10 protein-coding genes and 2 rRNA genes are annotated in these 14144 nt (G+C 52.5%); 8 read left to right on the top strand and 4 right to left on the bottom strand.

The features are described from left to right. The first annotated feature begins 213 nt into the window (after positions 1–213). The 8 genes from PBOR_RS29560 (at position 214) to PBOR_RS29525 (ending at position 9084) form a co-directional block, all read left to right on the top strand. Positions 214–3142, top strand: a 23S ribosomal RNA gene (locus PBOR_RS29560). Between the two features lie 136 nt (positions 3143–3278). Continuing rightward, positions 3279–3395: ribosomal RNA gene (gene rrf, locus PBOR_RS29555) — 5S ribosomal RNA — on the top strand. A gap of 181 nt (positions 3396–3576) precedes the next feature. After that, entirely contained in the window at positions 3577–4236 is a 660-nt protein-coding gene (locus PBOR_RS29550) for a response regulator transcription factor (protein ID WP_042217445.1), read from the top strand. A gap of 2 nt (positions 4237–4238) precedes the next feature. Continuing rightward, positions 4239–5609: a HAMP domain-containing sensor histidine kinase gene (locus PBOR_RS29545; RefSeq protein ID WP_042217443.1), complete on the top strand. Its 1371-nt coding sequence runs from the start codon at positions 4239–4241 to the stop codon at positions 5607–5609. A 58-nt stretch (positions 5610–5667) separates the two neighbouring features. Further along, positions 5668–6756, top strand: coding sequence for a hypothetical protein (locus PBOR_RS29540; protein ID WP_052429695.1), 1089 nt, complete (start codon positions 5668–5670; stop codon positions 6754–6756). Positions 6757–6959: 203 nt separating this feature from the next. Beyond that, on the top strand, positions 6960–7667 hold the full coding sequence (locus tag PBOR_RS29535) for a type 1 glutamine amidotransferase (RefSeq protein WP_042217440.1): 708 nt from the start codon (positions 6960–6962) through the stop codon (positions 7665–7667). Positions 7668–7698: 31 nt separating this feature from the next. Then, positions 7699–8496 carry a dihydrodipicolinate synthase family protein gene (locus PBOR_RS29530; protein ID WP_042217438.1) on the top strand — a complete coding sequence of 266 codons (798 nt, stop codon included), beginning with the start codon at positions 7699–7701 and terminating at the stop codon, positions 8494–8496. Positions 8497–8628: 132 nt separating this feature from the next. Beyond that, positions 8629–9084 carry an OsmC family protein gene (locus PBOR_RS29525; RefSeq protein ID WP_042217436.1) on the top strand — a complete coding sequence of 152 codons (456 nt, stop codon included), beginning with the start codon at positions 8629–8631 and terminating at the stop codon, positions 9082–9084. Positions 9085–9133: 49 nt separating this feature from the next. Here PBOR_RS29525 and PBOR_RS29520 read toward each other — a convergent pair whose 3' ends face one another. The 4 genes from PBOR_RS29520 to PBOR_RS29505 all read right to left on the bottom strand — a co-directional run bounded on the left by PBOR_RS29520 (position 9134) and on the right by PBOR_RS29505 (position 14137). Then, on the bottom strand, positions 9134–10573 hold the full coding sequence (locus PBOR_RS29520) for a sensor histidine kinase (protein WP_042217435.1): 1440 nt from the start codon (positions 10571–10573) through the stop codon (positions 9134–9136). After that, positions 10561–11247, bottom strand: coding sequence for a response regulator transcription factor (locus tag PBOR_RS29515; protein ID WP_042217432.1), 687 nt, complete (start codon positions 11245–11247; stop codon positions 10561–10563). Before PBOR_RS29515 ends, PBOR_RS29520 begins: the two co-directional genes overlap by 13 nt. 14 nt (positions 11248–11261) lie before the next feature. After that, on the bottom strand, positions 11262–12737 hold the full coding sequence (locus PBOR_RS29510) for an FG-GAP repeat domain-containing protein (protein WP_042217430.1): 1476 nt from the start codon (positions 12735–12737) through the stop codon (positions 11262–11264). A 494-nt stretch (positions 12738–13231) separates the two neighbouring features. Next, positions 13232–14137: an AraC family transcriptional regulator gene (locus PBOR_RS29505; protein ID WP_042217427.1), complete on the bottom strand. Its 906-nt coding sequence runs from the start codon at positions 14135–14137 to the stop codon at positions 13232–13234. Between the last annotated feature and the right edge of the window lie 7 nt (positions 14138–14144).

Below are 14144 nucleotides of genomic sequence, written 5' to 3'. Positions count from 1 at the left end.
AACTTGATCCTTGAAAACTGGATACCGAAACGAATTTGCGTTTTAGAACATCTTTTAGCTGAAACTTGTGAAAGCAAGTTGAAATAGTTATTAGTGCAGAACGAAGGTTTTCGATTGTGCAGCGACCTTTGGCTTTGAATGTGTTGGTGAATGGAGCAATCCATGAGCAGCATTCAAAACAAGATGAGCAAACAAGCGAAACACCGGAGTGACGGTTAAGCTAATAAGAGCACACGGAGGATGCCTAGGCGCCAGGAGCCGACGAAGGACGTGGCGAACAACGAAACTGCCTCGGGGAGCTGTAAGCAAGCTTTGATCCGGGGGTGTCCGAATGGGGAAACCCAGCTGTGGTAATTCGCAGTTACTCGTATCTGAATACATAGGATACGCAGAGGCAGACCAGGGGAACTGAAACATCTAAGTACCCTGAGGAAGAGAAAACAATAGTGATTCCGTCAGTAGCGGCGAGCGAACGCGGAACAGCCTAAACCAAGGGGCTTGCCTCTTGGGGTTGTGGGACGTCTCACATGGAGTTACAAAGGAATATGGTAGGCGAAGAGGTCTGGAAAGGCCCGCGATAGAGGTAAAAGCCCTGTAGCCTAAACTGTGTTCTCTCCGAGACGGATCCCGAGTAGTGCGGGGCACGTGAAACCCCGTATGAATCCAGCAGGACCATCTGCTAAGGCTAAATACTACCTGGCGACCGATAGTGAAACAGTACCGTGAGGGAAAGGTGAAAAGCACCCCGGAAGGGGAGTGAAATAGAACCTGAAACCGTGTGCTTACAAAAAGTCAGAGCCCGATCTATGGGTGATGGCGTGCCTTTTGTAGAATGAACCGGCGAGTTACGTTTAACATGCAAGGTTAAGGTGAGAAGCCGGAGCCGCAGCGAAAGCGAGTCTGAATAGGGCGACTGAGTATGTGGACGTAGACCCGAAACCGTGTGATCTACCCCTGTCCAGGGTGAAGGTGCGGTAACACGCACTGGAGGCCCGAACCCACGCATGTTGAAAAATGCGGGGATGAGGTGGGGGTAGCGGAGAAATTCCAATCGAACTCGGAGATAGCTGGTTCTCCCCGAAATAGCTTTAGGGCTAGCCTCGGTGAATGGAGTGGTGGAGGTAGAGCACTGATTGGGTGCGGGGCCCGCAAGGGTTACCAAGCTCAGTCAAACTCCGAATGCCATTAACTTCTTGCCGGGAGTCAGACAGTGAGTGCTAAGATCCATTGTCAAAAGGGAAACAGCCCAGACCATCAGCTAAGGTCCCCAAGTGTGTGTTAAGTGGGAAAGGATGTGGAGTTGCACAGACAACCAGGATGTTGGCTTAGAAGCAGCCACCATTGAAAGAGTGCGTAATAGCTCACTGGTCGAGTGACTCTGCGCCGAAAATGTAACGGGGCTAAACACACCACCGAAGCTATGGCTAGATGCTTTGCATCTGGGGTAGGGGAGCGTTGTATGTAGGTTGAAGGTGTACCGTAAGGAGCGCTGGACAGCATACAAGTGAGAATGCCGGTATGAGTAACGAAAAGATCAGTGAGAATCTGATCCGCCGAAAGCCCAAGGTTTCCTGAGGAAGGCTCGTCCGCTCAGGGTAAGTCGGGACCTAAGGCGAGGCCGAAAGGCGTAGTCGAAGGACAACAGTTTGAAATTACTGTACCACCGTAATCCGCTATGAGCGATGGGGTGACGCAGGAGGGTAGTGACGCGGACTGATGGATGTCCGTCTAAGCAGTGAGGCTGGTGTGTAGGCAAATCCGCACACCATTAAGGCTGGGCTGTGATGGGGAGCGAAAATTGTAGTAGCGAAGGTCATGATCTCACACTGCCAAGAAAAGCCTCTAGCCAGGAGAAGGTGCCCGTACCGCAAACCGACACAGGTAGGCGAGAAGAGAATTCTAAGGCGCGCGGAAGAACTCTCGTTAAGGAACTCGGCAAAATGACCTCGTAACTTCGGGAGAAGAGGTGCCTCGGTAGGGTGAATAGCCCGAGGGGGCCGCAGTGAAAAGGCCCAAGCGACTGTTTAGCAAAAACACAGGTCTGTGCGAAGCCGCAAGGCGAAGTATACGGGCTGACGCCTGCCCGGTGCTGGAAGGTTAAGGGGAGTGGTTAGGGGTTAAACCCGAAGCTGTGAACCGAAGCCCCAGTAAACGGCGGCCGTAACTATAACGGTCCTAAGGTAGCGAAATTCCTTGTCAGGTAAATTCTGACCCGCACGAATGGCGTAACGACTTGGGCGCTGTCTCAACGAGAGATCCGGTGAAATTTTAATACCTGTGAAGATGCAGGTTACCCGCGACAAGACGGAAAGACCCCATGGAGCTTTACTGCAGCTTGATATTGAATTTGGGTACGATCTGTACAGGATAGGTGGGAGCCGTTGAGGCAGGAGCGCAAGCTTCTGCGGAGGCGCCGTTGGGATACCACCCTGATCGTATCTAGGTTCTAACCTGGTACCCTAAGCGGGTACGGGGACCGTGTCAGGCGGGCAGTTTGACTGGGGCGGTCGCCTCCTAAAGAGTAACGGAGGCGTTCAAAGGTTCCCTCAGAATGGTTGGAAATCATTCGCAGAGTGCAAAGGCATAAGGGAGCTTGACTGCGAGACCTACAAGTCGAGCAGGGACGAAAGTCGGACTTAGTGATCCGGTGGTACCGCATGGAAGGGCCATCGCTCAACGGATAAAAGCTACCCTGGGGATAACAGGCTTATCTCCCCCAAGAGTCCACATCGACGGGGAGGTTTGGCACCTCGATGTCGGCTCATCGCATCCTGGGGCTGAAGTAGGTCCCAAGGGTTGGGCTGTTCGCCCATTAAAGCGGTACGCGAGCTGGGTTCAGAACGTCGTGAGACAGTTCGGTCCCTATCTGTCGTGGGCGCAGGAAATTTGAGAGGAGCTGTCCTTAGTACGAGAGGACCGGGATGGACGTACCGCTGGTGCATCAGTTGTTCCGCCAGGAGCATGGCTGAGTAGCTACGTACGGACGGGATAAGCGCTGAAAGCATCTAAGCGTGAAGCCCCCCTCAAGATGAGATTTCCCAATTAGTAAGACCCCTTGAAGACGACGAGGTAGATAGGTTGGAGGTGGAAGTGCAGCAATGCATGGAGCTGACCAATACTAATCGGTCGAGGGCTTATCCAACAATTCTAACACGCAGATTCGTTTCGGATTCAGTTTTCAGGCGATCAAGCCTGGTACACCTTAAGCTGCATGTCCTTTCTGGGGACTGATCTTTTCTTGCAGCGATTTCGAGAAGCGGAAGCTTCGAAAAATCATGTTTGGTGGCGATAGCGGAGGGGTTCCACGCGTACCCATCCCGAACACGACCGTTAAGCCCTCCAGCGCCGATGGTACTTGGACCGAAGGGTCCTGGGAGAGTAGGACGCCGCCAAGCACATGAAGCCATTGTTGAGTAATCGACAGTGGCTTTTTTGTTGCGTTTGGCGCCATTTTTATAACATTAGAATCCATAGTATACCGTGAAATGTCATGCAGGCTCTTAAATCTGCTATGATAAGGGGTAATTAGTTAGCGGAACATTTTGCTATTACAGGAATCAGGAGGATATTCAGCAGATGGCTCATATACTAGTAGTTGAAGATGAACAGCCGATCAGCGATTTGATTACGATGAACCTTAAGCTGGTTGGACACACGTATTCCAAAGTGTATACCGGTTCAGAGGTTGCGGGGATTCTGGAACAGGAGCGGACGGATCTTATCCTGCTCGATGTGATGCTTCCCGGTCTGGACGGGTTTGAAGTGATGCAGCAGATTGCTCCTTTGCAGATTCCGGTTATTCTGATTACGGCCAAAAATGCACTCTCTGACCGCATGAGAGGATTCGAGCTGGGCGCCGAAGATTATATTATCAAACCCTTTGAAATCCTGGAGCTGCTGGCCCGCATCAACGTCGTGCTGCGCAGGAATGAACAAACGGCCTCTGCTTTTATTTGTGATGCAGTAGAGGTCCGCTTCCCGGAACGTCAGGTCCGGGTAGGCCAGCTGCCGGTGGATTTGACGGCCAGAGAATTTGAACTGCTCGAAGTGCTGATCCGCAACCGGAATATAGCCCTCTCGAGAGAGAAATTGCTGGAGCTCGCCTGGGGTTATGATTTTGCCGGAGACACCCGCACCGTGGATGTTCATATCCGTCAGCTGCGCAAAAAGCTCGGCTGGGAAGAACGGATCAAAACTGTATTCAAGCTGGGCTACCGCCTGGAAGTTCAGGTCTAGCCATGCGGTTCTGGCATAAGATCCTTCTCGCCGTCCTGGTTCTCTTCATAGCTGCTCTTGATGTAAGTGTGATTATGGTGATGAAAAAAAGCTGGCAGCTGAATATGGATAGCGAGACCAAGCGTGCGGCCAGTGAACAGCTGCTGATCACCAACAATATATACGAGAATCTGGATTCGATCCGGACACGGGGCCTGACCCTCACCCCGGCACTGCTGGTCAGTGTGGCTAAGTCATACGGGGAACACTACCGTAAACAGGGAATAGGACTGGAGTTGCGGGAGGACGGGCAGCTTATCTATCCCATTCAGGCGGTGAAGAGCACTGTGCAGGAAGAGCATATCATGACGTTGGCTATGCCGCTCCCTGCTCCTTATCAGCATCTGGAGCTGACCTATAAGCGCGACATCAGCGGGCTGTATGCCCAGCAGCAGGAGCTTAACCGCTTTTTCGTGATGATTAACTGGATTGTCGGCCCCTTGCTGGTGCTGCTGCTCTATCTTCTGATCCGGCACCTGACTAAGCCGCTCAAGCTGCTGTCCGAGACGACCAAAACGATTGCCGAAGGTAACTATTCTAACCGTGTGGAGCTGAACAGCAGGGATGAATTCGGGGAACTGGCCTTCAACTTCAACCGGATGGCTGCTGTGGTGGAGCAGCGGATGACCGAGCTCGCAGGTATGGCCGAGGATAAACAGCGGATGGTCGATAATCTTGCTCATGAACTGCGGACACCGCTGACCAGTATGCAGGGATTCGCTGAGTTACTTACCTCGGCCAATATTGGCCAGGAGGATCAGATCAAGGCCGGCCACTATATCTTAAGTGAGACTGTCCGGCTTAAGAATCTGGCCTTCAAGCTGCTTGATTTGTCCGTTCTGCGGCATCAGCCCCTGGTGCAGGCAGAGGTGGATGTGGCAGCCCTGTTCCGGGCGGTAGCGCAGACCGAGCAGCAGAAGGTAGCAGAGCACGGATTACTGCTGCAGATGGACAGCTCCATTCCCGCCGTGTGGGGAGATGCGGATCTTCTGGCATCCTTTCTGGTAAATCTGATTGAGAATGCCATTCCTGCCTCCCGGCCAGGCAGCATCATCCGCTTGCTTGCCTTTGAGCAGAACGGGAAAGGGGTGCTGGAAGTGCAAGACAGCGGAGGCGGCATGACGGAAGAGCAGAGCAAGCGGGCGTTCGAGCCGTTCTACCGCGCAGACCCGGCACGTTCGCGGACTTATGGCAATGCTGGCCTCGGCCTCTCCTTGTGCCGGCAGATTGCCGAGGCGCATGAGGCCAGGGTTGAGCTGCATTCTGTCCTTGGTCAAGGGACAAGCATCCGTATCTTTTTACAACTCCATAACAACTGCCCCTCTACTCTATAACATCCCGGGATTAAGGTATAGACAGAGTTAATATCTTAATCCGATGGAGGTAATACAATTGAACACAAAGAAATGGTCGGCTACGGTGGCTGTCATCTTAGTCTCTGGAGGTGTATTCGCAGCCAGTGCGTTTCTCGTCCCCAGCCTGGTGAACTCTGCAGTCGTCGCTAAGAACAGCACGGCAACGCAGGGCAATAGCCAGCTTAATCTGACAGGAAGTACGGTTCCTGTACTGAAGGTGGAGGCACCGGCGCCGGTATCTACGGTGAATGATGATCTGCTTAAGCAGATGACTGAGGCGCAAATCCAGCAGATCTATGACTATATAGAGAAGCCGGGCGATCCCAATGTTTCAGGCCGGGAACTGACCGGTTCAGAAATCAACCGCAGACTTGTGCTGGAGGATCAGTATGTGTATGATGGCGTACGGCCCCAGAAGCCACTGCCCCTAGAGCCGGGTCAAGGTGCTTTGTATCTGGATATGAATACCAATACATACCACTATCCAGAGAAGACTTGGACCGATGAAGAGCATCTGCAGCTGATCGACTGGTACTCCCGCCTGAATTATGTATTATCCAAACGATATGTGACAGCACCTCCCCTTCCGCAGAAGTATAGCAAGTCTGAAGTAGAGGCGTTTGCGGCTGAAAGTGTGCGCAGACTGTATGATGCCGATGTGTCCAAGCTAAACACCTATGTTGCTCAACCTGAACAGGAATACGGCTTTCGTTCAACCTGGATGGTTCACTTCGCTCCGTACAAGTCATCTACCTTGCGCGGACAAGGTCAGGAATTCTGGGAATATGATGTGCAGATCGATCCAGAGACCGGGATCGCAGTGGATACGACAGCCATTAATGGGGCGTTGAAAAGAACTCCCATCGACGCAGCTGCCGCAGCTGCCATCCTCAAGGATAACAGCTGGATCAATAAAGCTACTCAGGTCGTGAAGGATAAGCAGGGAGAGAAAAGAAAGATAGTCAAAGCTTATCTGACCGACACCGAGGTGAACAACAAACGCGGGATGGTAGCCGTGGATGTATTATTAGAAGACGGCAGCAAATATAATGCGGAGTTCCGCTATCCGAGTAAGATGCTGCGTTGTCTGATCTATGAACCTGCCGGAAAGGAAAATAAAAGATAGCCGTACATTTTGCACAAGAAAGTCAGTCCTGATGATCAAGCAGCCCTTGATTCGTCAGGACTTTTGTATACTTTGGAGCAAGAAAAAACATACGTTTGTCCATTATTGAGGGAGGACTCCACCAAGCAATGCAGAACATACTTACATTAGAGGAAGATGGTGTGAGCGCAGGTTATCGGAAATTTATAGAGTGAGGTGGAGAGATGAGAATTCATTGCCTGCAGCATGTTCCTTTTGAGGCACCGGAGGAAATAGCAGTCTGGGCCGGGAACAGAGGACATTCACTTACAACAACACTACTGTATGAGAGTCAGGCGCTGCCTTCTATTAATGATTTCGATATGCTCGTAATTATGGGCGGGCCTATGGGAGTATACGATGAGGCGCTCATCCCCTGGCTGAAGGCGGAGAAAGCATTTATTAACGCAGCCATCCGCTCGCGCAAGCTGACGCTTGGAATCTGTCTGGGAGCCCAGCTCATTGCCGAACAAATCGGCGGTGAAGTCTATACAAACAAATGGAATGAGATTGGCTGGTTTCCCGTGAGATTGATTGGGGATGCAGCTGCGTCTACCTTCTTCAAAGCGTTCCCGGAGCAGTTTGTACCGTTTCACTGGCATGGAGATACCTTCAGCCTACCCGCCGGAGCTAAGAGGCTGGCATTCAGCTTGGGCTGTGCCAATCAGTGTTTTGAATACGAGGATTATGTAGCCGGCCTGCAGTTCCACCTGGAGGTTAATGACCTCAGCATCCGGAAAATCATCGATAACTGCGGAGAGCATATAGAGCCGGATGAGTATGTTCAATCACAGTCTGAAATGGTGGACCAGCTTGAGAAAGTAGCAGCATCCAATGAACTGATGTTCACGCTCCTCGATGCAATGGAGGACAAATTTCTGTCCAGATCCTAGCTGTCTGGCTCGCCATAGAAAGGAATATACGATGAAAAATTTGAATGTCGCTATACCGACTCCTTTCCGGGAGGATGAAAGCTTACATGTTGACGGGTTTAAAGCCATCGTAGACTATCAGAAGCAGAATGGTATAGAATCGCTGCTTGTCTCGGGAAGTACCGGGGAACAGCATTCGATGAGCATAGAAGAGAGACTGCAGATCATTGAATATTTTGACCAGCAGCGCTTCCGGGATATAGAGCTTATCTTCGGGGCTTCCGCTATAAGAACACGGGATGCCGTACGTCTGGTCAAGGCGCTGGAGGACTCTGTTATAGATGTAATTCTCATTGGATTCCCGCCGTATATCCGGCCCACGCAGCAGCAGGCAGTGGCTTATGTGGAAGAACTGCTTAGCCACACCACCAAGCAGGTGGCCCTGTATAATAATCCCGGCCGGACCGGGTTCGATCTGACTCCGGAGGCGCTTCATTCGTTAATTAACCGGTACCCCAACATCGTTGGCTATAAAGAAACAGGAGATTTGCAGCGTCATCTGCGGCTAACTTACCCGGACTATTTCATCATGTTTGCTGCTGGAGATGTGAATCTTGTAGGTAATTTTGTCACAGGCGGATGTAATGGTCTCTCCAGTGTGGCCGGTAACATCTATCCGCAGCAAATCAAACATACCGTGGACCAACTGCTTCAGCATGAGCCGGTTGACGCTGAGCCGATTGAAGCTTTGGTATCACGGGTCATAAGCGGGCATGCGATTATGAATATCAAACAGCACTATAACAGCCTGGGGATTCATGCAGGGGTCTGCCGCGCTCCGCTCATCTAATTAATAATTAACCTATATGAATATTAACCTCCTTACTTACCGTGACGGGGACAGCTCTGACCCATGCATTATATCTGTTAATGATGTAGACTGGATTCAGCAGCCACAATGAACAAGAGAGGAATAAGTGAGATGAAGCATCCTTTTCAACTGAAAGCAGTATGGAACGGCGGACGTAACAGTGAGGGACATATTGAAGCAGGCGGACTCCGGACGGTAATCTCGATTCCGCAGGAGATGGGCGGTCCGGGAACCGGAACGAACCCTGACGAAATGCTGCTGGGGGCAGCTTCGACTTGTTATTTGATTACGCTGGCAGCGATGCTTGAGCGTTCAGATATAACCCCACAGGAACTCACGCTGGAGTCAGAGGCGACGGTAGATGTTACAAACAATGTTTTTACCTACGAACGGATCGTGCACAAACCGCGATTGGTGCTCCAGGCAGATGCAACAGCAGTCCAGCTTGAGAAGGCAGAGCGGCTGGCACATAAGGCAGAAGAGTCCTGTATGATCTCCAGAGCCGTGGCGGGGAATGTCTCGATTGAGACGCAGCCGGTTATTGAGATAGCCGTGGCAGGAAAATGATGCCCGTAAATCCTCCATCCAGCATACCTGCGCACGGAGGAGGTCAAGCTCAGAGATACACCGGTGGAGGAAGATGCTGCTCCAGCCGGTAAAGCGGCAGCTCCACGATCACGGAGGTACCCTTGGTGAATTCACTCTCGATCCGCAGACGCCCGTCATGCAGCTCAATGATCTCCTTGCAGATGGCCAGGCCCAGGCCGCTTCCGGACTGGCGGGACCGTCCTTTGAAGAATTTGGTGCCGAGCTGCGCCAGGTCTGCGGCCTCAATGCCTTCGCCGTTGTCGGCTACAGTGACGATGATCAGCTCCCCGCTTAACACAGCTGTAAGGCGGATCGCTCCCTGGGCAGGCGTGAATTTGAAGGCGTTGTCCAGCAAATTGACAAAAACCTGCTTCAGGCGGTTGAAATCACCGTCTACCGGCAGGGGTTGATCGGGAAGGTCAGCATAGAGACGGATCTGTTTGGTCTGTCCCCGGTATCTGAACTGCAGCAGCAGATCCTCAAGCAATCCCCTGAGGTCATAGGGCTGGCGTACCATCCTGATCTCCCCGGCCTGGAATTTGGAGAAATCGAGCAGATCCTCAACCAGTCCAATTAGCCTGTCAGTCTCCCCGGTCATGACTTCAAGACCCTGCAGGGTCTCTTGTTTATCCGATAAATCACCGCCCAGCAGCGTTTCGCCCCAGCCTTTGATCGAAGTTAGCGGAGTGCGCAGCTCATGAGTGACAGAGGAAATGAAATCATATTTGATCTTCTCACTTTTGAGAATTTCTTCGGACATATAATTCAGTGTTACCGCTAGCGTACCGACCTCATCGTCATACTGCTTGGCTGCCCGTACGGCAAAATTGCCGGTGGCCATTTCCTTCGCAACCCCGGTCAGCTGCCGGATCGGACCCACGATTCTTTTGGCGATCAGCAGACTCATTACGAACCCGAATCCAATTACAAGCACGCCGACTACGGCAGCATTCAGCACAATTCTCATAATAACGGCATATAAAGGCTCGGCAGAAACAGAGTAACGCAGCACGCCAATCGTACTTCCGGCTTCCTTAAGTGCAATCGAGACGGCAATAATCCGCTCACCCTGTAACGGCTTAAGACTCTGGAAGCTTCCTTTGCCGCTGGCCAGCGCTGCTCTCACATCAGGGGTGTTCACCTGCTCCTTACTTGAGAAGCCGAAGGAATTAATAATGACGTTCCCGGCCGGGCTCAGCACTTCCACCTTACTGCTCTCTTCCGGAGAGAGATTCTCCAGAATATAACGGGCCCGTTCGCTCAGCGTATAGCCCTCCAGATACTTGTTGAAAAAAGTCGCTGAAGTAGCGGCCCGGGAATTCAACGTTTCCATCGCGCTGCCCAGATAGTAATAGTGGACGGCAGCAATAAAAACTCCCTCCAGCAGCAGGACGATCAGGAGCAGCATAAGGGTAATATAGAAGATAAGCCTGGACCTGATTCCCTTCAGCAAAGTTAGCCCCTCCATATATAGCCGAATCCCCACACCGTTTCGAGGAACTGCGGCCCGGAGGATTCCTGTCCGATTTTGTGGCGGATTCGGCTGATATTCACATCTACAATCTTAAGATCTCCCATGAAATACTGCCCCCACACGGCTGTCAGAATATCGTCCCGGTTCATCGCCTTGTTCGGCTGCTCCATCAGCAGCTTGACGATCATGAATTCGGTGGGGGTCAGGGGGATATCCTGCCCGTTCTTCAGTAATTTCCGTTCATCCAGCATAAGGGTAAAAGGCGGAAGCTCCAGGTTGTTCTCCTGCGGCAGAGCTTCTCCCGGATACAACCGGCGGTACAGGGAGCGTACCCGCGCGACCAGCTCAACCGGACTGAACGGCTTGACCACGTAGTCGTCTGCGCCGGCTTCGAGGCCCATGACCTTGTCTACTTCCTGGCTTTTGGCCGTAAGCATAATGATTCCGAGCCGGGGGAACTGTCCCCGGAGGCGGGTGCATACCTCGAAGCCGCTCATGCCGGGAAGCATCAGGTCCAGAATAGCGATGTCAAAATCCTTCCGTTCCCCGGCGGTTCTCATCGCCTCTTCACCGGTAGAAGCCTCAGCAACCTCGAAGCCTGCACGCTTAAGATTTACACACAGAAGATCCCGGATCGGCTTCTCATCTTCCAGTATCAGCACTTTCATGAACAGCCTCCTTATTATTGCCGGAGCTTCTGCGGTGTGCCGGCCAGCTGTACGACTTCTTCGAGTGTCAGCTTCAGCTGATTATACTCCTGAAGGGATGCACCCTGCAGCTTGGCGGCTGCACCGGCAGCCGGCATGACAGCAACGAACACGGTTGGTGCCGTATCATCATTGGTATTCTGCAGCTCATACAGCAGCTTATATTCTCTATTCTCTGACTTCAGCTTAGTCTCTGCAGCTGCCCAATCTTTCTTGGCCAGCAGGCGAAGCTCAAGCAGCGGGGCCTGCCGGGCAGATTCGGCATTCTTGTAGCTGAAGACGATACTCTCCCATGGCGCCGGTGACTCTCCCGGCGTCTCCAGAAGGGTACGGCCAGCCCAGCCCTTAGGAATATGGAAGTTGAAGCCCCAGCGGTCAAACTGTTCTTGCACGAACTTCAGGCCGGTTCCGCCATCCCATTGATAATACTTGGTGATGAACGGAGTGGCCAGCGGGGCGTAGCTTTCTGTGCCCGCTGGCGGTACAAGAAAGCCAACCTCAACGATTCCATCACCGTTAATATCTGTGCTGGCCAGCGGGTAATCCTTGATGGCCATGTTATTGCTGCCAAGCAGTCCGTCAGGCGCCGGCGCCAGCGGTGTGAGTACAAGATCCTTGCTGGCGGCAAGCGCAGCACGCTGATAATCATCTGATGCCAGTATATCAGTAAATTTGCCATTTTCCCAAGTCAGCAGCGAAGTATAGGAGGAATGCGCACCAACTGCGGCATCGATGAATAAGGCACTGCGGGTAGGGGAAGCCTTGGCGAACTGTGCCCCAATCACGTTACCGTCAAGCTTCTGTTCGGACAAGGTCTGCAGCGTACCGCCCTGGAGCCGGAGCAGCAGAAGCCGGGTCTCGGGCTGAGTATCTGTGATAGAGGTTCCCTGGAGCACGGCAATGTCGGTTTGCCCTTCCCCGGTCAGATCCCCAACCACCACCTGATCATAGGGCTGTTTGAGAATCTCCGTTAATTTGCCGCTGTTCAGGCTGTGGACGGACAGCTCTTTACTTAGTCCTTCCCCGCCGCTATATCCAAGCAGCAGGTCCTCCGCTCCATCCGCGGTAACATCGGTGAACGCCACGTAATCCAGCTCACTGCCTACTCCGGTCAGAGTGGCGAGCTTACTCCATTTCCCGCTCTGCTGAGAGAGCAGGAGGGTGTTGATTTCATAATCGGTTTGGTCTGTCTTATAGAAGGCCAGCAACTCATCCTGCCCGTCATTGTCGAGATCCTGCAATTGAATGGCGCTGCCGGATTCGGAATGGACAGGCACTGTTAAATGCGAATTGGCGGGAAGGTATAATTTCACGATACCGGTTAATGTGCCGTCGGCATTGCCCTGGGCAGGGGCCTGAAGCAGATCGCTTGGAGCCTTCAGAGAGCCGCAGCCGGAGGTGATTATGCTTAAGAATAGAAGGCCGCTCAGGCCGGGTATGAATTTGTTCATCCAGTTACTCTCCTTATGATTCATCTGTGGCTAGTATATCCCAACCTTTCTGGGAATTAGTTGCAAAATGGTAAAGGAGCTATCTGAATGTCTATAGACGATGAAGCTAAGGTACTAACGGGAAGCTGCGGCGTCTCTGCGGTGAACATTTGGACTTCCGGCCGCTGTTATGTTTGGATTTCCTGATCTAAACCGCTGATCGCGGTAGAAATCCAAACATAAAGGCGGACGCTATCGCTCCTACAGTTCCAAATTTCCCCTCCGGTCCTTCCGCTTCTGGATATAAACCTTTGTTCCTCTGGAATATATACTTTCAGTTACGCTCCGGAGGGGAGGGAAGGAAAGGGCAGAAAGAGACGGCCTGTGGCTGCTCGTCCTGTATGGAGCGGCAAGAGGAGCTGCCGCTGTTGTTGGCCTAAACGGTGCAGTGAATGGGATGCCAAGCATGGTCCGGCTACCATTGGCAGGGTCGAAACCAAGTGCACACCTTTGAGCTACCCGGAGCTCGTGGAATGTGCCTTTCGGTAGGTTTGCGGGGCCTGGCCGTAGCTTTTTTTGAATGCTTTACTGAAGTAGCTCAGGTCGGCAAAACCCGCCTGTTCAGCGACTTCCGAAATATTCGAGCCGGGGAGCAGCAGCAGCTCCCTGGCTTTTTCCAGCCGGATCTTGTTCATCCGTCCGACCAGCGTATGCCCTGTCAGCTTCTTGTACTCGCGGGATAAGTGGCCATAGCTCATGTGCAGCGATGCCGCGAGTTCTCCCACGTTCAGCCGGTCTCCCTGGAAATCCTCCAGGTAAACCTCGACCTTACGCACCAGCGGTTCAGAGGCGATTGCCGGGGTTCCGGTATGTCCCTTCAGTGTCTGCTGCAACAGGCATAGACGCTCAAGCAGCCGGATCAGCAGCAGCTGCAGTCCCAGCTCCGACGGTTCTGCGGCTGCCGCTTCCTTAAGGAAGTGAGTCAGCATCGCACTGAAACCTTCAGTATCACGAAAAGCGCCAGGCTTCCACTCCTGAAGCGACTTGAGGTGCGAATACAGTGAACGGGTATCATCCCCGGTGTGTCCGGAATCCGCGTGGCGGAGCCGCCAGCGGAAGCAAAGTCCTTCATGCGGGTTACCCCGGGTGTAGGTATGGGAGTGCACCCTGCCGGGAGGAATCAGGAAAAATTCACCTTCCCGTACGGTGATCTCGTCTCCGTCGAAACGCGTGCCCAACTGACCGGACAGCACATAGTTAAATTCGAACCAGGTGTGGGCATGAGGCGGACACTTACTGGCGGTGCCGATTTGTTCAAAAATGATATCAACCCATTCGATGACGGCGTCCTGAACACGGATCTCCTGACATAACATATTGAGTACAGGGGGGAGTTCGCTTTTGTAACGGCTAATATCCATTCAATCA

This window comes from Paenibacillus borealis, from assembly GCF_000758665.1.
Classification (GTDB): domain Bacteria; phylum Bacillota; class Bacilli; order Paenibacillales; family Paenibacillaceae; genus Paenibacillus_AQ; species Paenibacillus_AQ borealis.
The sequence above is the reverse complement of the archived record's forward strand: the minus strand, read 5'-3'. Positions and strand labels throughout refer to the sequence as shown.

Coding starts and splice junctions, on each gene's coding strand:
- PBOR_RS29550 (WP_042217445.1), top strand. CDS start 3,577: ATGGCTCATATACTAGTAGTTGAAGATGAACAGCCGATCAGCGATTTG.
- PBOR_RS29545 (WP_042217443.1), top strand. CDS start 4,239: ATGCGGTTCTGGCATAAGATCCTTCTCGCCGTCCTGGTTCTCTTCATA.
- PBOR_RS29535 (WP_042217440.1), top strand. CDS start 6,960: ATGAGAATTCATTGCCTGCAGCATGTTCCTTTTGAGGCACCGGAGGAA.
- PBOR_RS29530 (WP_042217438.1), top strand. CDS start 7,699: ATGAAAAATTTGAATGTCGCTATACCGACTCCTTTCCGGGAGGATGAA.
- PBOR_RS29525 (WP_042217436.1), top strand. CDS start 8,629: ATGAAGCATCCTTTTCAACTGAAAGCAGTATGGAACGGCGGACGTAAC.
- PBOR_RS29520 (WP_042217435.1), bottom strand. CDS start 10,573: ATGGAGGGGCTAACTTTGCTGAAGGGAATCAGGTCCAGGCTTATCTTC.
- PBOR_RS29515 (WP_042217432.1), bottom strand. CDS start 11,247: ATGAAAGTGCTGATACTGGAAGATGAGAAGCCGATCCGGGATCTTCTG.
- PBOR_RS29510 (WP_042217430.1), bottom strand. CDS start 12,737: ATGAACAAATTCATACCCGGCCTGAGCGGCCTTCTATTCTTAAGCATA.
- PBOR_RS29505 (WP_042217427.1), bottom strand. CDS start 14,137: ATGGATATTAGCCGTTACAAAAGCGAACTCCCCCCTGTACTCAATATG.